The organism is Acetivibrio cellulolyticus CD2, from assembly GCF_000179595.2.
Lineage (GTDB): Bacteria > Bacillota > Clostridia > Acetivibrionales > Acetivibrionaceae > Acetivibrio > Acetivibrio cellulolyticus.
Genome location: NZ_JH556659.1, coordinates 253,506 through 279,253 on the forward strand (window position 1 = coordinate 253,506; position 25,748 = coordinate 279,253).

The following is a 25,748-nucleotide window of genomic DNA, read 5'->3' on the forward strand; positions in this document are numbered from 1 at the left end:
TGTCACAAAATGCCTTATATCCACTCCATATTGTACTTAAACTTTTTAGAACTGCACAATATGATGGTGATTAAGTGACGTTTTGCAATAGCCCTCTGTAGGGTGATGTTAAAGTTATTCAGGAGGCAAATATGTCAATAGTGGAGTTTCTATTAAAACTGCGTAACAGTGGTGTGAAACTTAGGGTTGAGGGTGACTCACTTAAGCTTCAGGCGCCAAAAGGGGCAGTGACAGGGGAGTTAAAGGAAGAAATTTCAAACAGGAAAGCGGAGATAATAGAGTTCCTTAAAAGAGTTGATTTTGAAGCCCGTGCCAATAAAGACCCTATTTTACCGGTACCACGGGGAGATGGCGATGAAATACCGCTTACTTATTCTCAGAAGTCCATGTGGTTTTATCACCAGCTTACGGGGGGCAGCCCGGTATTTAACATATCCAACGCAGTAAGAATAAAAGGAAATATTGATAAGGGCAGCATTATAAAATCGCTTGGCAAGCTTGTTGAACGCCATGAGACGATGAGGACTATTTTTAGAAGTGTAAACGGGAGCCCTGTACAGGTTATTCAAAAAGCAGAAGAAATTCTGCTTTTTGAAATGGATTTAAGACACCTTTCGGAGGATCAGCTTGAGGTTGAGCTAAAAAGGCTGTTAAAGGAAGAGGCACGACATATATTTGATCTTGAGAAAGGCCCGCTGTTCAAGTTTTGCTTGATTCGCCTGAAAGAAAACGAGTATGCACTTTCCATGGTTATTCATCACATCATATCGGATGCATGGTCGAATGCAATTTTTGTTGGAGAATTTTTTAAACTTTATGAATTGTTTGCACAAGGCAAAGAAGAGTCACTGCCGGAGCTTACGGTTCAGTTTGCAGATTATTCCCAATGGGAGCAAAAAAGGCTTCAAGGGGATAACATGAATGAACTGCTTGATTATTGGAAAAAGCAGTTGGATAAGCCCACGACACTTCAGATGCCTACCGACAGGGTAAGGCCAAAGAGTCAAACATACGAAGGCGGGTTTGAACCGGTTGTACTTTCTAAAGAGCTGGCTCAAAAACTTAAGACTCTTTGCAGCAGTGAAGGTACTTCTCTTTTTATGGTCATTCTTGCAGCCTTCCAAACTTTGCTTTACAGATATTCGGGTCAGGATGACATATTTACGGGAACTGTTGTTGCAAACCGTAATAGAAGGGAAATTGAAAATGTAGTCGGATTTTTCATGAATACATTGGTATTGAGGACTAACTTCACAGGCGACCCCAGATTCCGTGACGTACTAAAGAGGGTAAAGGAAATGACCCTGGATGCATATAGCTATCAGGAACTGCCATTTGACAAGATGCTTGAAGAGCTTAAGCCGGAGCGCGATATTAGCAGAACACCTTTATTTCAGGTAATGTTTATATTGCACAATACCAAGCAGGTTGAGCTTGAACTGGCGGGTGTAAAAATGGAGCCCATCGATGTTGAGAGTGGTCTGGCACCCTTTGATTTGAGACTTCAGCTTACAGAGGGTGAAGAAGGAATAAAAGGCGGATTTGACTACAGTGCAGCTTTGTTTGATGCTGACACTGTAAAACGCATAGCCGGACATTTACAGAGCATACTTGAAGCTATTTGTGCCAATCCTGACGAGAAGGTATCAAAAATTAAGCTTCTTCGAAAGGACGAAGAGGAAAAGATTTTTCTGGAATTTAACAATACCAGGGCGTATTACCCCACAGACAAAGTTATATACCAGCTATTCGAAGAACAGGCAGCTAAAAATCCCGACAGCACTGCTGTAATATTTGGAGACAGGGAACTAACCTACAGACAGTTGAATGAAAAGTCGAACCAACTGGCATCAGTGCTTGCAAATAGAGGGGTAAAGACAGAAAGTATAGTGGGAATTATGCTGGAACGATCTATGGAAATGATCATAGGGATAATGGCCATTGAAAAGGCAGGCGGAGCTTATCTACCTATAGACCCCAACTATCCGGAAGACAGAATAAACTATATTCTCGAAGATAGTGGGGTATCAGTGCTGTTAACAAGCAGTAAATTCCATGATATGGATATATGCGGAAATATTCAAAGAATTTTTCTGGAGGATAAATCTCTGTATCATGGTGAAGGTAATAACCCGGTCAATGCGGCATCGCCAAGCAATCTCGCATATGTGATTTACACGTCGGGGTCTACCGGAAAGCCCAAAGGTACACTAATTGAGCATCATTCATTAGTAAACAGGTTAAACTGGATGCAGAAAATGTACCCTATTGGGTCAAACGATACAATACTTCAAAAAACGCCTTTTACATTTGATGTATCGGTATGGGAGATGTTCTGGTGGTCTACGCAGGGAGCAAAAGTATGTTTTCTTGAACCGGGTGGAGAAAAAGATCCTGAAAAGATCCTGGAAGCAATTGAGAAGAACAAAATTACTGTAATGCACTTTGTGCCTTCCATGCTAAGCACCTTTTTGGAGTATCTGAAGGAAAGCGGAGAGGCAGACAGGGCAAAGGGATTGAGGCAGGTTTTTGCAAGCGGAGAGGCACTGACTTCTGCACAGGTAAGGCTATTCAACAGTTTGCTGGGTAGTAACGGTACCCGATTGTCAAATCTATATGGTCCTACTGAGGCAACTATTGACGTATCATATTTTGATTGCCCGGTGGAAGAAGTTCCCGACATTATACCGATTGGAAGAGCAATTGATAACACTCAATTGCTGATAATGGATAAAAATATGCAGCCCCAGCCGGTAGGAGTCCCCGGAGAATTGTGCATAGCCGGTGTTGGATTGGCCAGAGGATATCTGAACAGGCCGGAGCTGACCGCTGAAAAGTTTATAGCAAACTCTATGGTACCGGGCAGGAGGATATACCGAACCGGCGACCTGGCAAGGTGGATGCCCGATGGTAATATTGAATACCTTGGGAGAATGGATTTTCAGGTTAAATTGCGCGGCTTGAGGATAGAGTTGGGTGAAATTGAGGGAGTACTGCTTTTACATCCGTCTGTTAATGAATGTATTGTAACAGCATGGGAGAAGGAACCAGGTAATGTTCATCTTGTCGGCTATATAGTGTGTGATAAGGAGAATCCGATAGAATCAGGTGAACTTCAGGCCTTTTTAGGAGACAGCCTGCCGGAATACATGGTACCGAGGATATTTGTGTTTCTGGATGCAATGCCTCTGTCATCAAATGGAAAAGCAGATCGCAAAGCACTGCCGGTTCCTGTACTGTCTAAGAGCTCAGGGTATGTTGCTCCACAAAATGAAGTTGAAAAGATACTGTCGGATATATGGAAGGAAGAGCTTGGTCTTAAAAACGTAGGAGTGAATGATAATTTCTTTGAAGTTGGCGGACACTCACTGCTACTGACAAAGATACACAGCCGTATAAGAAAGCAGTTTGACAAAGATTTTCCGCTGGTAGATATGTTTACTTATTCAACAATAAGTTCACTTGCAAAATTTATTAACGGTGAACAGGAACAGCCATCCTTTCTAAAAAATGAAGACAGGCTTAAAAAGCAAAAGAGAGCCAGACAGAATAAATTCAGGGAGTCTGACAATTGTGAAACACCTGCAAATGAATCTTTTGGAGGAGTAGCTATTGTTGGAATGTCCGGCCGTTTCCCCGGAGCTAAAAATATTGATGAGTTCTGGGAAAACTTAAAGAACGGAGTGGATTCCATTACCTCGTTTTCGAAGGAAGAAGCAATTAAAGCCGGGGCCAGTGAAGAGGATGTAAACAATCCTGATTATGTTTTGGCCAGTGGTATTTTAGAAGATGTTGAATATTTTGATGCGTCTTTCTTTGGGTTTAATCCAAGGGAAACTGAAAACATGGATCCACAGCATAGACTGTTTCTGGAATGTTCGTACGAGGCCTTGGAAAATGCAGGATATGCAAAAAATGAATATGAATATCCTGTAGGTGTCTATGCAGGTTCAAATATGAGTACATATTTTTTATATCATCTTATGGCAAAGGTCGGCCTTAAGGACAACTTCGGGATGCTTTTAAGCAATGATAAGGATTATCTGGCAACCAGGTTATCTTACGAGTTTAATTTCAAAGGGCCAAGCATTAACGTGCAGACAGCCTGTTCAACATCTGTGACTGCTATTGCATTAGCTTGTGAAGGCTTGTTGAATTATAACTGTGATATGGCACTGGCTGGTGGAGCGGCAGTAAAACTTCCGCAAAAGCTCGGTTATTTGTATCAACCAGGTATGATAGCTTCACCGGATGGACATGCCAGACCTTTTGATGCTGATGCACAGGGGACCATTTTTACCAGTGCTGTCGGGGTTGTTGTGCTAAAGAGGCTCGAAGACGCTATAGCTGATGGTGATAACATTTATGCTGTTATCAAAGGTATAGCAGTTAATAATGACGGTTCAACAAAGGTAGGATTTACTGCTCCAAGCAGAGACGGTCAGTCGGAAGTAATTGTAGCAGCTCAGAGCCTTGCAGGAGTGAACCCGGATGATATCGGGTATGTTGAAGCTCAAGGGACGTCAACTTCTATTGGAGATCCGATAGAGGTGTCGGCACTTAATCAGGTATTTGCACAGAAATCTCAGCGCAAAAACTTCTGCGCATTAGGATCAGTAAAGGGAAATGTAGGACATACAACATCAGCAGCAGGTGCAGTTGCTATAATTAAAACGGCACTTGCCTTAAAGAACAAACAGATACCGCCCACTGTTAATTACAAGATACCAAATCCAAGTATAGATTTTGAGAACAGTGCTTTTTATGTAAATACCAGGCTGACTGAATGGGCCAGCAACGGGAAACCTCGGTTGGCGGGTGTAAATTCCTTTGGTTTTGGCGGTACCAATGTTCATACAGTTCTTGAAGAAGCGCCGAAGATTGAAGCTTCTACAGAATCAAGAACTCATCAGCTTATAACACTGTCGGCCCGCAGCAAAACTGCATTGGACAGGATGTCATATAATCTGGGAGGATTTTTAAAGGAGAACCTGGGTCTCAATTTTGCAGATGCTGTTTATACTCTGCATGTAGGCAGAAAAGAGTTTGAACACAGAAGGACGTTGGTATGCAGGGATGCCCAAGAAGCTGCGGATTTGCTTGTCAACAAAAACGTTGACAGTTCTATTTATGATTTGAATGGAGGTACTGCTCCGTCAATCGTATTTGTTTTTACAGAAGGGAAAAATCTTAAAACCAGTACTACTATTGATTTGTACAATAACTTTGAGGTGTTCAGACAAGAATTTGATAGAGGAGCTAGAATTCTTGAATCGTATTCAGGAGAAGACCCTATTGGAATTTTATACCCTGAAGATCAATTGGATAATACATCAGACAGGTATTTGAGCGATATGAGAATTGCATGTTCAATAAATCTGATAATAGAGTATGCAATGGCAAAGCTTTGGATGTCATGGGGAATTAAACCTTATACAGCAATAGGAAAGGGAACAGGTGAATACACAGCAGCTTTGATAAGTGGTGTTTTATCATTGGAAGATGCATTGCTTCTTGCTTTTTCTGACGAGAACAACTTAAGTATTAATCTAGACAAGGTAACATTTTCACCGGCAAGCAGCCCTTATGTTTCAAGTGTTACCGGAACATGGACAGATAATAATGAGATTACGGGAAGAGAATATTGGGCAAAAGTAAGCTGTTTGGACAGGTTTGACAAAGGCATAGAGACTCTGGAGGAAGATAACACAGTGTTATTTCTTCAAATGGGAATACCTTTGCATATTGAGGGTATTAACGGCGCAAAAGTATTTTCATCCTTGCCGGATGAGGTGAATAGCCAGTCGGAAATTGAAGCTGTGCTTTATGCACTTGGAAAGTTGTGGGAGAAGGGTTCAAAGATAAGGTGGGAGGAATTCCACAATGGTGAGAAAAGGCATAGGGTACCTCTTCCTACCTACCCGTTTGAGAGGAAAAGGTATTGGGTTGAGCAGTTTAATATGGGTGAGTACATTAAAAACGGCAGTGATTACTGTACTGACAATGTGGAGAATGCTTACACCAGACCCGATTTGTCTACTGAATATGAAGCTCCTTGCAATGAGGTTGAGGAGTGCATTGCAGAAATCTGGCAAAACCTTATGGGAATTGAACCTGTAGGAACAAAGGATAATTTCTTTGAGTTGGGTGGAGAGTCACTGTTATTTGTAAATATGCATACCGAGCTGGAAAAGCATTATCCCGGGAGGACAAAAGTAGAGGAGATTATTACATGCCCTACTATATCGGAGATTGCAGCCATAATCGGAAGTGAAGGTGAAGATGGTACAGATAATAGTGAGACCGAATCATATGGGTACCAGATGTATTTTAACGATTGGAGATGAAGATAGATGAAAAGAATTGCATTGTTATTTCCCGGACAGGGATCACAATATATTGGAATGGGAAAGAAACTCTATGAAAATTATGCGACAGCAAGGGAAGTTTTTGATGAGGCTAATGAAGCTTTGGGATTTGATTTGAAAGAGCTTTGCTTTAATGGTGATATTAATGAGCTTACAAAGACAGAGAACACGCAGCCGGCAATACTGACAGCCAGTGTGGCTGCATTCAGGGTTTACATGGAGAAGTACGCGATTGAACCGGTATTTCTGGCGGGACATAGCTTAGGAGAATTTTCAGCACTGACCTGCTCGGGAGCAATATCCTTCAGAGATGCAATTAGAATTGTCAGGAACCGCGGAAGGTTTATGCAGGAGGCCGTTCCACAGGGAATTGGTGCTATGGCAGCCATAAGCGGTGTAGATAAGTCAGCACTTGAAGATACGTGCAGAAAGGTTTCGGATGAAAACCATCTGGTAGTGCTATCAAATCATAACTCAACAGATCAGATAGTCATATCAGGGCACGCATCCTCCGTAAACGCTGCAAGTGAAATACTTAAGAAATCTGGAGCTAGGGTAGTACCTTTAAAAGTGAGTGCGCCGTTTCACAGTCCTTTGATGCAGCCGGCTGCCGATCGACTTAAGGAAGAACTTAACTCTTATTCTTATAATGAGTTGAAATGGGATGTAATATCGAATGCTACGGCATTGCCGTACAGAGGACAGGACAAAATAATTGAAAACTTGACATTACAAATTGTAAGCCCGGTTCGCTGGCATGAATCCATGAAATTCCTTGAGTCTAAAGGGATTGATATGGCTATTGAGCTTGGACCGCAGACTGTATTGAAAAACCTTATGAAAAGGAATGTGCCGGGTATCCCGGCATTATCATTCGATAATGAGGAAGATATCCCGGCACTTGAAAGGAAACTTTCAGACATGGGAAAGAATACAGAAGAAAGCAAAGGAAAAGGATTAAAGCTTTTGAAAATGTGTCTTGCAACTGTTGTGTGCACTAAAAATACTAACTGGGATGAGAAAGAATATGCAAAGGGTGTGGTTGAGCCATACCGCAAGATTCAGAAGATGAAGGAGGAGTTGGAGGCTGATGGCTGTGAACCTTCAGTTGAGCAACTCAAAGAGGCTGTTGAAATGCTCAAGTCGGTGTTCAGAACAAAAGGTATAGAATTAGGCGAACAGAGTGAAAGATTTGGCACAATATTTAAAGAAACAGGTTTTGAAAACTTATTTGAAATGTAAATGGGGGTGGAGTAAGTGTATGGCAAAAGTTTAAGATTGTCAAGAATTATGAATATTGATACAGGACGTACCTGCATAGTTCCTATGGACCACGGTGTAACATTAGGTCCGATTGATGGAATCCAGGACTACGTTGGTACAATCACACAGATATTAAGTGGCGGTGCAGATGCAATTGTCTTGCACAAGGGACTTTTGAAATCTGTTGCAAGTCATACCGAGCTCTCAAAAGGCCGGTATATTATGCATTTATCGGCTTCAACTTCACTGAGTAATGATTCCACCCACAAGGTATTGACCGGTTCGGTGGAAGAGGCTGTGAAGCTTGGAGCTGATGGGGTTTCCGTACATGTAAATCTTGGAGTTTGGTCGGAGGGCGAAATGACCAGGGATTTAGGAATTGTTGCCAGAGATTGTATGGAGTGGGGAATGCCCCTTTTAGTTATGATTTACACACATAAGAATCCTAAGGATATTAATGCCATTATGCACTCTGCGCGTGTAGCTGAAGAGCTTGGAGCAGATATTGTGAAGATTGGATATCCCGGTTCTTTTGAAAATACTGAAAAGTTGATAAGGGGTGTGGGAATACCGGTAGTTATTGCAGGCGGAGCAAAAATGGATAGCGTAGAAAAACTGATGTGTACCATTGATGATGCTCTGAATGCAGGTGCATCAGGTGTTGCAATAGGCCGGAATGTTTTCCAGCACAAGAATCCTGGATTAATTACAGACCTTATAAGCAAGCTGATCCATAGGAAGTTAAAGCTTGGACAGTGCTTAAGTATGCTTGAAGAATTGGAGGGTGCTTATGCAGAAGAATGCAGAGTCTAAACTAATATCTATACTGAACGAAAAATTCGATGTTGATTATAATTCAGGGATAAGGCTTGAGGATACTCTATCGAGCCTGAATATAAATTCGATAAGCTTTATCAGACTGGTAGTTGAGATTGAGAAGGAATTTAATATTGAGTTTCAAGACGACATAATTGACGTAAATAATTTCAAAACGCTAAAAAGTCTGGTGGAATTTATAGAAGAAATGGGAGGTTAATGTGACGACAATTGCCAACTATTTAAAAAATGTGACCAAGCTTGTCTCATCACTCGATCAAATGCCTTATGACAGTATTCTATCCGAAATCAAACGGGCTGTTCAGCAAAGACATACAATATATCTTGTGGGGAATGGAGCAAGCAGTATAACAGTTTCACACTTTGCCAACGATCTTATGAAAAATTCCGGCGAAAATATTTCCAACATGCTTGGACTTGGTATCAGGGTGATTGCACTTTCGGATAATATGCCATTTTTTACAGCTGTTTCAAATGATATTTCAATGGACAGCGTATATGTAGAGTACTTAAAAGCCTGTGCCCTACCCGGTGACCTGGTAATAATATTTTCGTCGGGTATACCCCATAAAAATTTGGTAGAAGGTGCGAAATTCAGCTTCAAAAAAGGACTTCGCGTTGTATCTGTAACAGGTGATTTGTCAGAAGGTCTGAAGGAATACTCACATGTACTCTGCAGCGTAAAAGGAGAAACAACAGAGCAAATCGATTCTGTGCATACATTTTTATGCCACAGTTTGGCGGTTCAGCTTAAGAGAGAACTAAAAATGCCTGTGGTTTTTTTAGATAGGGACGGAGTGATAAACAGGAATAGACCGGACTATATTAAGAGTTGGGAGGAATTTACGTTCCTTCCCGGTGTTGAAGAAGCAATCCGAAAGCTCAATGAGAAGGGATATGCAGTAGTTGTAGTAACCAATCAGGCTGCGGTCGGGCATAAAATTATTGGACACGAGGAGCTTAATGAAATACATACCAGAATGGATAGCGCTTTATATAGTCAGGGTGCAATGATAAGTAAAATTTATTATTGTCCGCATACACCGGATGACAACTGTAAATGCCGTAAACCGAAGAATGGAATGATTGTACAAGCTTTTGAAGAACTTCCCCTGGACAGGGAAAAAGGAATAATGATTGGAGACAGCTATACAGACATTGAAGCAGGGCAGAGAAGCGGGCTTACAACTATCTTGCTATCCGGTGACAGAATAGTTTCTGACAGCCGGAACGTGGTTCCTGACTATTATGCTCTCGATTTGCCTGAAGCTGTAGATTTGATTTTAAGTAAAAGTTTCAAACGCAACACAGAAAGGTTTGAAGAACAATCATCTTTATTGTGTAGTATCAAATAAGAGTTTGAGAGAAGTTATTTGTAAAATTATTACTCAACTTTCCTATAGCATTTTTGGACTTCCTTAACATGTGAGCAACCGGAGCCTTAAAAGGTTATATGCGGGAAAGTTGAATCATTATTAGAATATTTTTTTAGGAGGGTTTTTATGTTAGCACTTGTTACAGGTGGGGCAGGTTTTATCGGTTCACATATAGTAGATGCATTGCTGGCTAAAGGATATAAGGTGAGGATACTTGATGCGTTAACCGAACCTGTGCATCCGGGAGGCAGAATACCTGATTATTTATCTAAGGAGGCAGAACTCATTATAGGTGATGTCCGAGATAAAGCAGCAGTATCAAAAGCACTGGAAGGTGTTGATGTTGTATTCCATGAGGGAGCTCATCAAGGGTATCTTCCCGACTACAGCACATTTTTTGATGTTAACAGCGTTGGAACATCAATGCTTTTTGAAGTAATAGCGGAGAAAAAACTAAATGTAAAAAAGATTATAATTGCTTCTTCACAGGCTGTATATGGAGAAGGCCAATATTTTTGCCCGCAGCACGGCGAACTTCAGCCAATGCCAAGGCCGATTGAACGTCTGGCTAAAGGACAATGGGAACATACCTGTCCCATTTGCGGAGAAACGCTGAAAAACCTTCAGGCTACAGAGAAACTGGTTAATCCAAATACACAGTATGCCATATCAAAGTATTCTCAGGAGCTTATCGGTCACAATCTTGGCCGCAGGCACGGTATTCCTGTGGTATGCCTGAGGTATTCAATTACACTTGGTAAAAGACAGTCATTTTATAACATGTATACGGGGATATTGCGAAGCTTTGCTACGCTGCTGACATTGGGCCAGTCTCCTATTATTTTTGAAGATGGAATGCTTATGAGGGATTATATTCACATTGATGATGTTGTAAGCGCCAATATGTGTGTACTCGAAAGTCCTGATGCCGATTATCAGTCTTTCAATGTAGGAAGCGGTATAAGTACTACAGTATTGGAGTTCTATAAAGAAATATCGGAATATATGAACAGCAGTTTGAAGCCTGTGATGAATGGTGAGTTCAGGGTTGGAGACGTGCGCCATATAGTATCGTCACCAGCGAAGCTTGAGGCTTTGGGATGGAAACCTCAAAAGAATTTGCGCAATATGATTGCGGATTATCTTGAATACCTGAATAAAGCAGAAAACCTTGAAGACTATTTTGCATCTGCAATGAGAGATATGAAGAATAAAACAGCTATCATGAAGTCACAGATATAGAAGAAAAATTCAGCTATTCCTAAACTGAATATAGGGGGTGATACCTTGATTATAACAAGAACACCGCTCAGAATTAGCTTTTTTGGCGGGGGAACCGATATGGAAAGGTTCTGGTCGTTAGAGGACGGTTGTGTTTTGAGTTGTACGATAAACAAATACATATACGTTATCTTGAAGGAAAGCTATGACGGGCGGATACATATAAGATGCTTTGAAGATGAAAATGTTGATTCGGTTGAACAGATCAAGCATGACTTGATAAGAGAGGCTTTGCGTTTAACAGGAATTAAAAACGGTATTGAAATTACAATTCTTTCGGATATTCCACATACGGGAAGCGGATTAGGGTCTTCAAGCAGTTTAACAGTTGGTCTTTTGAATGCTTTATATACTTTTAAAGGAATTGAAGTGGAGGCAGATACACTTGCACATCTTGCATGCAATATTGAAATCAATGTTCTCGGTAAGCCTATAGGAAAGCAGGACCAGTATATAGCTGCATTTGGAGGAATGCGTGTTTTGACGTTCAAATCTGATGGAGACGTAGAGGTAAAGGCTGTCGAGCCTGAATACGACATTTATAAAGTTTTGGAAAAGCACCTGCTGTTATTTTACACAGGTGTTGGACGTAAAGCGGAAGGAATCCTTAAAGAGCAAAACCGGCTTATAAATGATACAAGACCCATTTTAAGGGACATGAAAAATCAGGTTGTAAAGGCCATTGATATTATAACAAAGGCTGATATCAAAAGATTTGGAGATTTAATGTACGAAGGTTGGATGATGAAGAAGCAGCTTGCCGGTGAAATAAGCAACAGTTGGATAAACGAAACTATTGATAAGGCATTTGATGCGGGTGCATCGGCGGCTAAGATTACAGGTGCAGGCGGTGGTGGGTTCCTTTTGATTTTTTGTCAGCCGGAATTTCATGATTCTGTACGCCGTGCATTGGGAAATCTTAAAGAGTTTCAATTCAGCTTTGAAAGACAGGGCACTAAAAAGTTTTTATGTAGTTAAGCAACGAGTGATATATTACTTCCGTTTTTCACTATTCGTGGGATAAAAATAAATGAGCTAAGGAAGGTTTTTAAAATGACATTGGCACCTATGATAGATTGTTTTTGCAAAGGCATTGATGACATACCTGTGCAGAAAGTTGAAAGTGCTGCCCGTCTTGTGCTTGATACCGTAAATATGAACAGGCGTGTATTTGTTTGTGGTAATGGAGGAAGCGGATCTAATGCAAATCTTTTTGCCGGTGTATTGTCGAGAATTATAAAAAGAAATAACTCCGGAGCATGCATACTTAGCCTTAACGCCAATATGGCCATAATAACATCTGTTGCTGAAGGTGAGGGCTATAACCAAGTATTCCGTTCACAGATTGAAAATATGGCTTATCCGGGAGATTTGTTGATTTGCATAAGCGGCAGCGGAAATTCGCCCAACGTATTGGAAGGGGCTTCAGCTGCACAGAATATTGGAATGAAGATAATAGGGCTCACGGGCATGGGCGGAGGAAAGCTGTCTAAAATGGCTGACATACCTGTCGTTGTTGAGTCGGATAATATGGAACAGATTGAAAATATACATACTGCAATAATTTATGCCATTACAATGTGGGTGGCTGAACATTAAACAGGTGGTCTGTAAGTATAAAAAATGTAGTAATGCAGACCACAGACATAGGAAGTACATTTGCAAAATCTCTAATTAATGTAAAAAGTGAGATTTTGCAAACGATTACAGACAGGGAGTGAAAATATGAGTGTGGATTTTTCCATGGGAACTGCAACTTTTGTAATGGCTCACTGGAGAAACGATAATGAAGAAAGCAGGTTTTATCTGGATCAGGCGGTAGACGGGATATTTGCACAGACCGATACAAACTGGCAATTAGTTATTGTTGATGATTTATCACCTTGCGCTGAGGCAAGGGAGTATTTAAAAGAAGTAAAGGAACGGTGTCCGGAAAAGATTCACGTAATTTTTAAGGATACAAACGACGGACCAGGCATATGCAGAAACGTAGGTATAAAGTGGGCTTATGAAAAAGGATCTCCATTTATACTTTTCAATGATGCTGATGATATATCCCATTCTGAAAGGCTTGAAACTGTAAGAAAGGAATTTCTGCAAAATCCTCAGGCAGCAGTAGTCTATTCTACGTTCCAGGTTATTGATGAAAAGAATAACCTTGTTGATGAAAAGTATTTGACCCAGTCAATACTGGAAATACTTGAGGGACATAGGGAAAACCCTGTTTGTGGCAGTGATGCCTGGATACAGATAGGAGTAGAAAAGGGGTATACAAATCTGACTTCTTCAACGGCTGTAAGAACCGATGTTGCATATAAATATCCATTTCCGGCACAGATAGTATCGGAGGATCAACATGCCTGGCTTAGGTATTCTGCAGGAGGAGGGGATTACATTTATTCTCCTGATATTCCTTCTCTGTATAGGATACCGCAAGGTACACCTACAGTTTCACGTGCGAGAATAATGCACTATTATGAACAAAAAGCAGCTGTTGACACTGATGGATTCCTTGAAGCTTTAAGGCTTGCGCAGGAAAGTGGAAAATTTTCGGGAGATAAGGACAGCCTGCTGGTCAAATTTTACGTGAAGCTTGCTGAAACGTTGGGAAGAGAGAATCAAAATGAGCTGGCGGCAGATCAGATAGCAAAAGCTGCACGTATTTCTTTGGAAAAGACAAAGGATATTCTGAAGTCAAAAAAGCTGCAAAACTTAATATGGGCGAAATTATAAGGACGGTAGGTAGGATTTATGTCGGAATTGCGTTGGAATCCATTAACAAGAGATTGGGTGATTATTGCACCTAAAAGACAGGGAAGACCTGATGTGCCAAAGGATTGGTGCCCTTTTTGCCCGGGATCGGGGAAGGTTCCTGAAAACTATGATGTACTAAGTTATGACAATGATTTTCCGTCTCTGTCTAAGGAAGCATACATAGACAAAGGTTATGACGGAGAAGTATACAGACGTGAAAAGGCATATGGAAAATGCGAGGTAGTATTATATTCAAGCGAGCATACCAAAAGTTTATGGCAGCTTCCCCAAGATCAGATAGAAAAACTGGTAAACCTTTGGGTGAAAAGGTTTAGATCCTTGAAGGAAGATAAAATGATTAAGTACATTTATATGTTTGAGAACAGAGGGGAAATGATAGGAGCTACAATACCTCACCCTCATGGCCAAATATATGCCTATTCGTATATACCTAAAAGAATTGAACTTGAGCTTGAGGCATGCCATGAGTATCATGAGCAGAATAATTCCTGCTTAATTTGCGATATGCTCAAAGCTGAGACCGCATCAGGAAGAAGGGTCATAACAGAAAACAAGGATTTTTCCGCTTTTGTGCCTTCTTTCAGTGAATGTCCTTATGAAGTCTATATCGTGAGCAAAAACCATAGAAAAAGCCTTTTAGAGTTTGATGAAAGCGAGAAGCTAAACTTTGCGAGGATTTTAAAGGAGGTTACAGGAGCTTATGATGCTCTGTTCGGCTTTAGGTTCCCATATATGATGTGTATGCACCAGGCACCTGTTAATAGCGGTGACTATGGAGAACACTATCATTTCCATGTAGAGTTCTATTCACCCGTAAGGTCGGAGTTTAGCCAAAAATACAATGCAGCCGGTGAGACCGGGGCTTGGGCCCATGTCAATCCTACAGAACCTGAGGAAAAAGCAGAGGAACTGCGAAGAGCATATATCCGTTATAGAGATAATTGCGGTAACGAATGAAATTTATTAAGGCATGATAAAAGACTAAGAGTATTTGAAGATTGAACAGCAAGATATTTGATGTCTGTAAAAAGGGGGAGAGTGTGTGCAATGTGTTAATGATGGGGTTGAAAATGTGATCCATGCAGATACTTTCATAAGTGAATTTAGTGCCGTAAGGCATGAAAGCATGCAGAACAGCTGTAAATTTGACAGGGTTCCTGCAAGCACTTATATGGAAATTGCAAAGGATGCTTTTATTAAATACTATCAGGATGGATTTATGGAGCTAAGAGATGTAGTGCTTTTTGCTCCATTTGTGTCAGATAGTGAAAACCCCGCTGAAATCCGTACTTTGATAAAAAAAGAAACTGATCATCTAAAATTTATTATTTCCAGCAAAACGCTTGAGACTGATGGGCATGGGAATTTTAAATGGATAAAGCATGCCGAAGGGTTAATGTATAAAGTTAATGCTTCAAAAACAACCGGCAATGTGCCAAAAGACATTAAAAGCGGGTACAGCGGAGGCAAAAATGTCACAAGTATAAATGCGTATACAAAACAGTCCGGGCAGGATAAAGTGTGGAATATTAATTTGTGCACTTGCAAAGGCGACAGAGAAGCACTTTTAGAATTTGAAATTCCTGAAGAAATGGTGGAAATACTGCAAGGATATATGCTAACTCCCAATATAATCGATTGCTTGGTTGAAGAGTCTGTTGGGTGTGTGGCAGAAGGAAGCTGGAGCACTGCAGCATATGACAGTTTGGTTTGGTATGGCGCTATACCACAAAAAGGCTATATAAATATTGAGAAAATAACCCATGAAGATATGCCTGATAGCAGCGGTTATGACATTAAACTGTTCGATCAGGATGGAAATATCCTGGTAGATATCAGGAACTATAAAATCATATTCCATAATGAAAACCAAAAAGAAATCTGCAATGAAAGTGCTTCAGTTAAGGAAAAAACAAATCCTTTTGGAGGCATATATGATGGCTACTCAACAGCCAAACACTCAAGAACTGTTGATGATATAAGCAGTGAGAACAATGCTGTAAAGTATGTAAGCAGCTTGTCATGGAGACAGATGAACTGCAGGGATAGAAGCATTGCTCTTCTTCTAGGTCATAAAGACGATATGCTTGTAAATTACTTCAAGTTCTTCATTGGTGCGAAAAGAGGCTATGATTTGAAAGGCTGTGGCCTTGAAGAATCTGATAATTGGATGGAAGAAATTTTTCACAGCAAGGTATTGGAAAAACTCGGGTATAAACTGAGAATTACTGATATAGATAATCAAAAGAATATACATTCTGCGGTTTCACAGGTAATTGATGATGAAAGACCGGTTTGTGTCTGGTTTGATGAATATTATCTGTTCTATACACCTTTTTATTTAAATTCTCATACTGGTCATATTGCAGTGGTTAATGGTTATAACAAAGAAAAAAAGCTGTACTCGGTTTTTGATCACAACCATTTACGATCATTCAATACTTCCAGAGAAATTGAGTATGGCCGCTTTTACTGTACTTTTGAGACTCTCGAGAATATTTACTCCAATCAGGGTAAGGAGCAAAGCTTTATTATCACACTGGACAAAATTTCCGATGAAGATCAATTGGAGACAGGTAAATTGCATGAGCAATTTATGGATACGGTTAAATTCCTCATATTGAACAACAAAGCTGGCAAAGATGCTTACACAGTATATAACAGCGTAAAGGAAAAAGGAAACAATCTTGACATCGGATGTATTGACAGGCTATATGCCCAGTTAGGTGGAAAAGAGCTGCTTATAGATACTCTGCTTAAGTATTTCTGCCCCGATAGTAAGGAGAAAAAGCATATTCAGGACTTATCTATAAAAATAATAAACGATTCGAATATGCTGATTAACAACTATGTTACAAGTTTGTACAGGGGAAAAGCAATGCACGTTGACAGGGTGGAAGAATGTATTAAGGTGATTGAGAACAGCACCTTGGAGTTCTTTAAAGTAATTCAGGGAGTTTGATTAACAGAGGCGTAGGAAGGATGAAATGTATGACGAAGTCCATAGTAAGATGTTTTGAAAAACGGGTAGAAGAACATGGTGACAGAATAGCAGTAAAAACGGATACGAGTGTTCTCACATATAGGCAATTGAATGATAAAGCAAACATCATTGCCAGTCATATCACCGAGGTTTGTGAAAGCAAAGGGGAGTTCACTTCCTTGGACAATACAGTTGCAATGTTGTTTGAACATGGTGCGGATATGATTAACGGCTTGATGGGAGTTTTAAAGACAGGCAAAATATATGTTCCCCTTGATCCATCCTATCCCTTTGAGAGACTGGCGTATATGTTAAAGGATTCAAATGCGGATTTGATTCTGACTAACAATAAAAATTCAGAGCTTGCAAACAAGCTGGTTTGTGATGTACGTTCTTCCATTCGTGTGATAAATGTTGATTTATTAATTGAGTCACCAGAAGTAGCATATATGGGGGCTGAATTGAAATCGACACAAAAGGTATATATCCTGTATACTTCAGGCTCAACCGGCAAACCAAAGGGAGTAGTGCAGACCGACGGGAATATTCTGCACTTTATAGACTGTTATTCAAAAAAGCTGCATATCACACCGACGGACAGAATTGCATTATTTACATCCTACAGCCATACTGTAGCAGTGATTGACATATTTACAGCATTATTAAATGGTGCTGCCATTTATCCTTACGATATAAAGCTGGAAGGCAGTATGGGAAGGCTCGCCGGATGGATAAATGATGAAAAAATTACTGTCTTTCACTCAGTTCCAACAGTCTTTAGGCTCTTTATGGAAACTGTCGCCAAGCCTGTTCAAATTTCATCAATCAGAGCTATGGTTATTGGAGGAGAAGCAGTATATGCAAATGACCTGGAGCTGTACAAAAGATATTGTTCGGACAACTGCTTATTTGTCAACTTGTTTGGTTCTTCGGAGGTCATTATTGCGACAGCAAATATACTTGACAAATCGACAGAACTAAAGTGTATTTCAGTACCTGTAGGCTTTTCCGTGGATGGCGTAGATATTACACTTGTAAATGATTCAGGATTAGAGGTCGGAATAAATGAAACAGGTGAGATTATGTATAAAAGCCTGTATCTGGCACCGGGTTATTGGAATATGGAGGACTATAGCAAGGGAGTTTTTTCGGCAGATAATAATGATATAAGAGTACTTTCATATCGGAGCGGCGACCTGGGAAGGCTTTTGCAAGACGGCAGTATCGAATATTTGGGCAGAAAAGACTTTCAGGTCAAGATCAGAGGAAACAGGGTGGAGGTAGGTGAAATAGAAACTAAACTGTTAAACCACCCATCGGTTAAGGAAGGCGCAGTTATTGCAAAGCGGGATCATAGGGGGAATAATTATATTTGCGCCTTTATCGTATCAGGCGCGGAAGTATCTTTATCAGACATAAAACAGTACCTTAAGTCGGAGTTGCCGGAGTATATGGTGCCTTCATATGTGGTTCAGATCGATAAAATGCCTCTTACCGAAAATGGGAAATTGGACAGAATGGCATTGCAGAGTATAAATATAAAGATTGCCACAGCCGGTATTGATGCTAAACCTGCTAATGATCTGGAAAAGCTGTTGGTAGATGTATGGAAAGAAATACTGGATGTGGAACAGATCAATATGAATGACAGCTTCTATGATATGGGGGGCAATTCCATACTGGCTATAAAATTCGAAGTGGAAATGGAAAAGCGGAATATTGATCTGGTGGCCTCGGATGTCTATGAACTCAAAACTATAAGAAATCTTGCTAAGAAAAATGAAAGCAGGGAAACAGGAGGTATGGATAAAGAACATAATATAAATCCTGTTCAAAAGCATGAGGCTGGAGCTTATTGTTCAAATAATCCTGAAGCAGCAACATTAACTGATAGCAGGATAATTAATAATGTTGAGCCTTTCAATGATGTGTTTTACAGATCCTGCTACCTGAATTCACTGATTCCGATAGTCAGGCATTTTAATAAGGATTTAATGCCTCTTTTGGTAAATGACATTATCGGATATCAATATAAAAACGGAGATATGCAGAATATAATTCAATATATGCCTGTTGAGCCGGTAGAAAAGATACTTGACAATATCGGTATCAAGAGCCTGTCTTCAAGTGATGACAGTAATCTGTGTGACAGAATAAACACTGCTATTTCAAACGGAAGACCTGTGGTGTTATGGATTGACTGCTTTTACTCGCCGGTTAGAGTCGATGCTTACAACAAGAGTCACTTTGAGCATTGTATCCTTATATACGGCTATGATAATACAAAAAGGGTATATAGTGTAATCGAACACAGGCATAGGGATAACCTTTCATATGAGAAAAAACTCATTCCATATCAGGACATTATAAACTGCTGCAAAGGATATGTTAACGATTTTTACGGAAAAAAGGTGGATATGCCTGTGTATTCTGAGTATTACAGCGTTTGCACCACTCCCGGAAGAATTGAAAATCCGGATGAATTAAAAACATATAAGCATATCTTCAATGCAAATATGATTAACAGGAAAGACGGCATCTTTAAAGGTATTTATAGCATGAAAGACTACTGTAAAGACTTTGAAAACATTACCGGCAGTGAAGAAATGTTGGAAAAACATGCAGAGAGTATTTTCAGCGGTATTAACAATGTAATCAATATTAAGCAGGTGGAAAGATACAGGCTTGATAAGTTGTATGGAGAAACGTTTGAAGGTATCGGGATGCTGGATGAAATCCTTGCCGATTGGAGCGAGGTAAGAAAGATGACCGCAAAGTATGTTTATTCTTCGGTTTATAAAAAAGAAAGTTTTTCATATGCGGTAGAAAAGCTAAAAGAGATATACGAAAAGGAGCATCAATATAATGAGGTGCTTTTTTTATATCTCTAAATTCATCAAAAATTAATTAAAATTCGGAGGAATCGAAATGAGTAAAAAATTAGTATGGTTTGATGCTAGAAATTTGAAAGATGAAGAAAAAGTTTTGCCCCTGGTTTACAATCTCCGTTTTGAGAATTTATTGGTTTCGCACGATATGCTTGAGAGAATTAAGGCGCCTCATAAAATGAAACTTATAGTTGAGGTATATAGCGAGGCGGATATTGAAGAACTTCCAAAGGAAGTTGTTGTTTTATCAAGAAACAAGGGTATTCTTAGGGAAGCTAAGGCAAAAGGGTATAAAACAGCGCTGCACCAGAACATCAATGACGGGGAGGATATGAACACGGCCTGGGTGGATGGAGGCTGCCAGGATTACCTTGTAGTTGAGTTTAAAGATTCCACAAATATTCCTCTGGAATTGCTGATTGCACGTTTGCAGCAAACCGATACGGTAATTTTAAAAGCTGTTAATAGTGTACAGGAAGCTGAGATTGCCTTCGGGGTAATGGAGGTTGGAAGCGACGGTGTTCTGTTTAGAAGCGAAGATCTAGAACAAATTCTGGAGGTAAACAATTTTATGTCAAAAGAGGAAAAAGGTAAACTCGAACTGGTTAAAGGCAAAGTTGTAGATATTCAGCATATAGGAATGGGATATAGATCCTGTATAGATACTACAAATCTCATGAAGGAAAACGAAGGCATGCTGATAGGATCAACATCTGAAGGTGGTATTCTGGTTAGTTCTGAGACACATTTCCTTCCGTATATGGAACTGAGACCTTTCAGGGTTAATGCAGGTGCAGTTCATTCATATGTTTGGGCTCCCGAAGGTATGACTGCTTACCTTACAGAGCTTAAGGCAGGAAGCAGGCTGCTGTGCGTCGATACTGAAGGCAATACCAGGGAAGTATCTGTAGGTAGAGTAAAAACAGAACTGAGACCACTTTTGAAGATTGAAGTTGAAGCTGAAGGTGTAAACATCAATGTTATAGTCCAGGATGACTGGCATATACGCATACTCGGAGGAAACGGTGAGCCGTGCAATGCTTCTACACTCAAGCCTGGTGATGAGTTATTGACATATATTTGTCCTGGTGGACGCCATGTAGGAATTAAAATAGACGAAAGGTTGAAGGAAAAATAATATGGGTGGCAATGAACTAAACCTGGAGGCCTATCTGGATAGGATAAATTACAACGGCAAAACAGATGTTTCATTTGATACGCTTCAAGGACTCCATATCTGCCATGCAATTAACGTACCCTTTGAAAATCTGGATATTATCCGCGGCAAGGAAATATTAATTGATAAAGATTCGATATATAGAAAAATCGTTTTAAATAATCGGGGAGGATGCTGTTCAGAATTAAACATTCTGTTTGAGTTTTTGCTTAAAAGTATTGGATTTAAGGTCCGCCATCTTATGGGAAGGCCTATTACCGATAACAACTCGATTAATGCAAGGATTCACCAGTTGCTTCTTGTTGAAGCTGAGGGGCGTAAATGGTTGGCTGATGTTGGATTTGGAGGCAGTGGGCTTATAGCACCGCTGCCTTTTGAAGAGGGCATAGTTGAAAAACAGTTTACTGAGTGCTTCAGATTAATTAGTGATGAAACACATGGGTATATACTGCAGCATAAGCGTTTGGACGAATACCGCAGCCTATATTCTTTTACACTGGATGAAAGCTATCCTTCAGACCATATGGTGGCAAATTATTTTTGTTCCAAATCTCCATACACGATTTTTACAAGGAAAAAATTCTGTACTAGAGCTACAAAAAGTGGACGTATAACTTTGACGGGCAAGGAACTGAAAATAAGGAACAATGGAGAAAGCACAAGCGCAATAATAGATGATGAGATGGAATACGACAGGGTTCTGAAGGATTATTTCAATTTGGTAATCTAGTGATTTGTGAAATGTTTACATTAGCTAAAGATTTTACGAATCTAAATTCAAACCTTTTATAATGTTAAAAAACTAAATAAGCAGCAAAAAAAGGGGGATATTTGAAATGTCAAAAGTACTTTTTATGAATATGCCGGCTCACGGACATATTAATCCAACATTAGGGTTGGTCGAAGAATTGATTGGAAGAGGTGAGGAGGTTACTTACCTGACTGGAGAGGAATTTAGAGAAAAAATTGAAAAAACCGGGGCTAAGTTTAAAAGCTTTAGGTTTTATCTTGATGATAAAGATGAGGACACAGATACTTCAGCAAGTGAAGTGCCTTATGAAGTTAAAGAAGCGGTAAAAATGCTCGAACGTGTTGTGAAAACCTGTCAGAGTGTATTTGAAGTGGTATTTAGCGGTGAAGAAAAGTATGATTATGTTATTTATGATTCTATGTTCATTATAGGTGCAGAAATTGGAAAAGCTTTAAATGTACCTACAATTTGTTCACATACTACATTGGTAAATGCGTTTGAAGCCCCATCCAATCCGGAGGGGTTGGAATGCTTTATGGGAGAATTCGAGCATGTATTAAACAGCATAAAGGAAATGGAAGAAACTTATGGCATAAGATTCCCGGATGTTATTTCCGGTTATCCTGTAGCTGAAGGTATGCTCAATCTGGTATATACCTCCAGATATTTTCACCCTGTTGTTAAAGGGATTGATGACAGCTACAAATTTATAGGTATATCAGTAGCGGATAGAAAAGAAAAAATGGCCTTTCCTTTTGAAAAAATCGCAGATAAAAAAGTCATTTATATATCGTTAGGAACAATATTCAATGACAGTATAGAGTTTTATGAATCATGCTTTGAAGCCTTTAAGGATATGGATGTGAAGGTTGTTATGTCCATAGGTAACAGGATTGATATCGGCGCTTTTAAATCTATTCCGGATAACTTTATTGTACTTCCCTATGTTCCGCAGCTTGAAGTATTAAAACAGACGGATATTTTTATCACGCATGGAGGACCAAACAGTGTAAATGAAGCCCTCTACAATAATGTTCCGATGATTTTGGTTCCGCAGTATGCTGACCAGTTTGCTGTTGCATACAGGGTAGAGGAACTAGGTGCAGGAATTAATATCGAGAAGGATAAGGTTAATGCTAATTTACTGAAGGAAGCTGTAACCAGAGTTTTGTCGGACAAGAGCTTTAAAGTAAACAGTGAGAAAATTGGTGATTCGCTAAAGGATGCAGGGGGAGTCAGCATAGGTGCCGATGAGATATTGGAGTTTGTAAGCAGTTGCTGTGAAGAATAGCGAAAGGAGTAGGTCATAATGACTGAATTATTTGATTATTTAAGAGATTTAACCGGACGATCTGTCTTACCTGTTGAGTTTTTAGGAGACAAAGCTTGTGTACTAAATAGATGGCTTGTAAAAAGTGAATTGGCAGATGATTTTACAGATGACGCCATTGAACCGCACCTGGTTCCAGAAGGCGATTTGCTTATGCCTCATGAATTCGGAGGAAGTTCCAAGGAAAAACCCGAGAGTAACTGGAGGTATTATATTTCCGGTGAGCTGTATGCTTTTTACAAGTATAATGCCCACCATAAGCTGTTTTCCAATGATAAAAACAAGTATCTGTACTTTGTGAACAGTGTTTACTGCACAAAGGAACAGGATATTGTCGTACACCTTCACACATTGCAGCCAACTCCTATAAGAATATGGATTAATGGTAATCTGGTATTTTCAAGCAATCCTTACTATGTTATAGAGAAAGCCTTTTTTATGTATCATTTCAACGAAGGTCAGAACACAATTCTTGTAGAAAGGTTATCCTGGTCAAAAGATAAAATGCCTCCTATGGGGTTGGATACTTTTGCGATAGATTTGAAACCATATAGTCTTGTGTTGGATGAGGAATTTAATAACGGGTTTTTAGATGATAAGTTTTCTTGGGATATTTATAATACATATCGTATTGTTCCTTATAGAACGGTATTTGATAAAGATCAGGATATAAGTCTTGTAGTATTGCCAAAGTATTTTAAGGAAGGAAATGAAGAAGAAATACAAGTAAGTGTAATCAATTCAAAAGGCGAAGTGGTTTCATCTTGCAATACTTCAACTTCAAAGAAAATAAATTTAAGTCTGGACAGCGATGTCAAAGGTGCTTTGCTAGTTACGGTTCAGGGAATCAACGAAAGCGAAAGCTCTGTGATTTATATTTACCGCGGGAACTTTGAGGAAGAAACCAGCAGGTTGGTGAGGCTTGCAGAAGAGAGAGGCGATTTAAGCGAAGACATTATAAATACATTAAAGGGATTGAGAGCAATACCTGATGTTGGAACCAACCTTATCAAAGGCTATGTTGAGTTTATAAACGACATAATGTTTGAGCAGATATTGCAAAAATATTATGAGTTTGAGAAGTTCCTTTATTTACCTGAAGGTAAGGACAAGAAGCAAATATTTGACGTGTTTGATTCAAGTGTCATGATGTTTAAAGATTTGGGTATTGACGAAACTTTTATACCTTACAGCATTTATTTGCCTAAAGGATATTCCCCAAAAAAGGATTATCCGCTAATGGTATATCTGATGTTTGGTTATGGCGGTTCAACCTATGACGATCCGCCCATATTTATAAACCAGGGCGATTTCAGCGATGCAATAGCACTATGTATTAGTGCAAGGGGTACGCTGAACAATGACTATATTCATGAAGTAAACGTTGTGAAAATTATAAGTGAAGTTGCGGAAAGGTTTAATGTAGGCAGGAAAAATATATTTGTAACAGGAATTTGCAATGGTGCCATCAGAAGCATAAATCTTGCAATGAGATTTCCGGATTTGTTCTCTGCAGTTGGATCCTTTGGAGGTACTGCCAGATTGGAACTTAAAAATCCTGATTATGAGTATATTAAAAACCTTGATAATACCATGCTGTACTCATTCTGCAACGTCGACGACTTCACCTTCAACAGTGCAAGAATTTTATATTCTTTAAAGCATTTTAAGAATTATAAGAACTGGATTTTTCACGATCTGGCGCATAATGAGTATCAGGACTTGCTTAGTTCCGAAAAGCTGATGAAAGAGGTAATTAAAGAAAAGAGAATCAGCTATCCAAAGAGCATACGTTATAAGACTTATGAGCCAATATACAACAAAGCATATTGGGTCAGGATTGAATATATGGAAGACTTAAGCAGGATAGCTTCTATAGAAGCTCAAATTAAGGATGAAAACACAATAGATATTAAAACCGATAACATAAGATCCTTTAGCATTCTGATAGACAGGGAAGCTATGGAACTTGGCAGAGACATTCGATTGCATGTAGACGGTATGGATTTAAAGCTCTGTATAGATAAATTTTCAAAGCATATTATCGTGAAAGAGGATGGAAAACTGAAGTGTGATGCCATTACGCTTTCGGAAGATAGTTTTGCAAAGGAATATGATCATATCGGTGCAGATGAAAATCTAATGGGTATTAAGCAGCTTTACTTTAAAAAGTGTACAATTGTGAAGCCTGATACGTTTAAGGACAGTAAAAATGCTTTAGCCAAGAAGTTGCCGGCAATTTTGCAAAGTCCGATTAAGGAGAAGAACTTGAACTATACATACAATATGGTTTGTGAAAGTGAAGCTGACAGGAATTTGTTAAGTCAGGGAAACTTCATATATGTTGTGGATTTGAACAAGGCATATACAGAATTTGAGGCTCTATGGAGTGACATAGAACTTGAATTCGATAAAAACCATATAAATTATAGGAAGAACAAATTTACAGGAGATTACTTTGCTGTAGTAAAATGTAAAAACCCATATAACAATAGCAATCATGCTTTATTTGTCATTTATAACAGTGACAAGGCAGGGGACGAATTAGTCAGCTTTTTAAATACTTTCGATATCAACTCACTGTTCTATAGTGAAGCAATTGTATATAACAACGGAAATTACTATTCTTACAGATAATGTAGGATAAAAACTATTAAAGTTTGCAGAAAAACTAACGCTTTGAGCCTGTCGTGTGTATCTCTGTTTTAATCTAAGATGC

General features: G+C 39.4%; 16 protein-coding genes. All 16 read left to right on the plus strand.

Annotated elements, in window-relative coordinates:
• Positions 1 to 131 precede the first annotated feature (131 nt).
• Positions 132 to 6,347, plus strand: a complete 6,216-nt coding sequence (locus tag ACECE_RS28455) for a hybrid non-ribosomal peptide synthetase/type I polyketide synthase (protein ID WP_010250889.1) — start codon at positions 132 to 134, stop codon at positions 6,345 to 6,347.
• Positions 6,348 to 6,353: 6 nt separating this feature from the next.
• Complete coding sequence (gene fabD, locus ACECE_RS0221195) at positions 6,354 to 7,610, plus strand: ACP S-malonyltransferase (protein ID WP_010250891.1); 1,257 nt, start codon at positions 6,354 to 6,356, stop codon at positions 7,608 to 7,610.
• Positions 7,611 to 7,625: 15 nt separating this feature from the next.
• Complete coding sequence (locus ACECE_RS0221200; RefSeq protein WP_010250893.1) at positions 7,626 to 8,444, plus strand: 2-amino-3,7-dideoxy-D-threo-hept-6-ulosonate synthase; 819 nt, start codon at positions 7,626 to 7,628, stop codon at positions 8,442 to 8,444.
• Positions 8,422 to 8,667, plus strand: a complete 246-nt coding sequence (locus ACECE_RS0221205; protein ID WP_010250894.1) for an acyl carrier protein — start codon at positions 8,422 to 8,424, stop codon at positions 8,665 to 8,667. The genes ACECE_RS0221200 and ACECE_RS0221205 overlap by 23 nt, the downstream gene beginning before the upstream one ends.
• A gap of 1 nt (position 8,668) precedes the next feature.
• Entirely contained in the window at positions 8,669 to 9,823 is a 1,155-nt protein-coding gene (locus tag ACECE_RS29735; protein WP_010250896.1) for an HAD-IIIA family hydrolase, read from the plus strand.
• Between the two features lie 147 nt (positions 9,824 to 9,970).
• Entirely contained in the window at positions 9,971 to 11,086 is a 1,116-nt protein-coding gene (locus tag ACECE_RS0221215) for an NAD-dependent epimerase/dehydratase family protein (RefSeq protein WP_010250898.1), read from the plus strand.
• A gap of 45 nt (positions 11,087 to 11,131) precedes the next feature.
• Positions 11,132 to 12,103, plus strand: a complete 972-nt coding sequence (locus ACECE_RS0221220; protein WP_010250900.1) for a GHMP family kinase ATP-binding protein — start codon at positions 11,132 to 11,134, stop codon at positions 12,101 to 12,103.
• A gap of 75 nt (positions 12,104 to 12,178) precedes the next feature.
• Positions 12,179 to 12,724: an SIS domain-containing protein gene (locus ACECE_RS0221225; RefSeq protein ID WP_010250901.1), complete on the plus strand. Its 546-nt coding sequence runs from the start codon at positions 12,179 to 12,181 to the stop codon at positions 12,722 to 12,724.
• Positions 12,725 to 12,850: 126 nt separating this feature from the next.
• Positions 12,851 to 13,858, plus strand: a complete 1,008-nt coding sequence (locus ACECE_RS0221230) for a glycosyltransferase family A protein (protein ID WP_010250903.1) — start codon at positions 12,851 to 12,853, stop codon at positions 13,856 to 13,858.
• 18 nt (positions 13,859 to 13,876) lie between these two features.
• Positions 13,877 to 14,857, plus strand: coding sequence for a galactose-1-phosphate uridylyltransferase (gene galT, locus ACECE_RS0221235; protein ID WP_010250904.1), 981 nt, complete (start codon positions 13,877 to 13,879; stop codon positions 14,855 to 14,857).
• Positions 14,858 to 14,942: 85 nt separating this feature from the next.
• Positions 14,943 to 16,862 (plus strand): BtrH N-terminal domain-containing protein, encoded by a 1,920-nt coding sequence (locus tag ACECE_RS0221240; protein ID WP_010250905.1) that lies wholly within the window; start codon positions 14,943 to 14,945, stop codon positions 16,860 to 16,862.
• 29 nt (positions 16,863 to 16,891) lie between these two features.
• Entirely contained in the window at positions 16,892 to 19,774 is a 2,883-nt protein-coding gene (locus tag ACECE_RS29740) for an AMP-binding protein (protein WP_010250906.1), read from the plus strand.
• Positions 19,775 to 19,811: 37 nt separating this feature from the next.
• The gene (locus ACECE_RS0221250; RefSeq protein WP_010250907.1) at positions 19,812 to 20,909 is read left to right on the plus strand and encodes a 3-dehydroquinate synthase II; all 1,098 of its coding nucleotides are present in this window, start codon (positions 19,812 to 19,814) and stop codon (positions 20,907 to 20,909) included.
• 1 nt (position 20,910) lies between these two features.
• The gene (locus tag ACECE_RS0221255) at positions 20,911 to 21,678 is read left to right on the plus strand and encodes an arylamine N-acetyltransferase family protein (protein ID WP_010250908.1); all 768 of its coding nucleotides are present in this window, start codon (positions 20,911 to 20,913) and stop codon (positions 21,676 to 21,678) included.
• Between the two features lie 106 nt (positions 21,679 to 21,784).
• Positions 21,785 to 22,990, plus strand: a complete 1,206-nt coding sequence (locus tag ACECE_RS0221260; RefSeq protein WP_010250909.1) for a macrolide family glycosyltransferase — start codon at positions 21,785 to 21,787, stop codon at positions 22,988 to 22,990.
• Between the two features lie 18 nt (positions 22,991 to 23,008).
• A complete protein-coding gene (locus tag ACECE_RS0221265; protein ID WP_010250910.1) occupies positions 23,009 to 25,666 on the plus strand; it encodes a pdpb in 2,658 nt (885 codons plus the stop codon).
• Positions 25,667 to 25,748 lie beyond the last annotated feature (82 nt).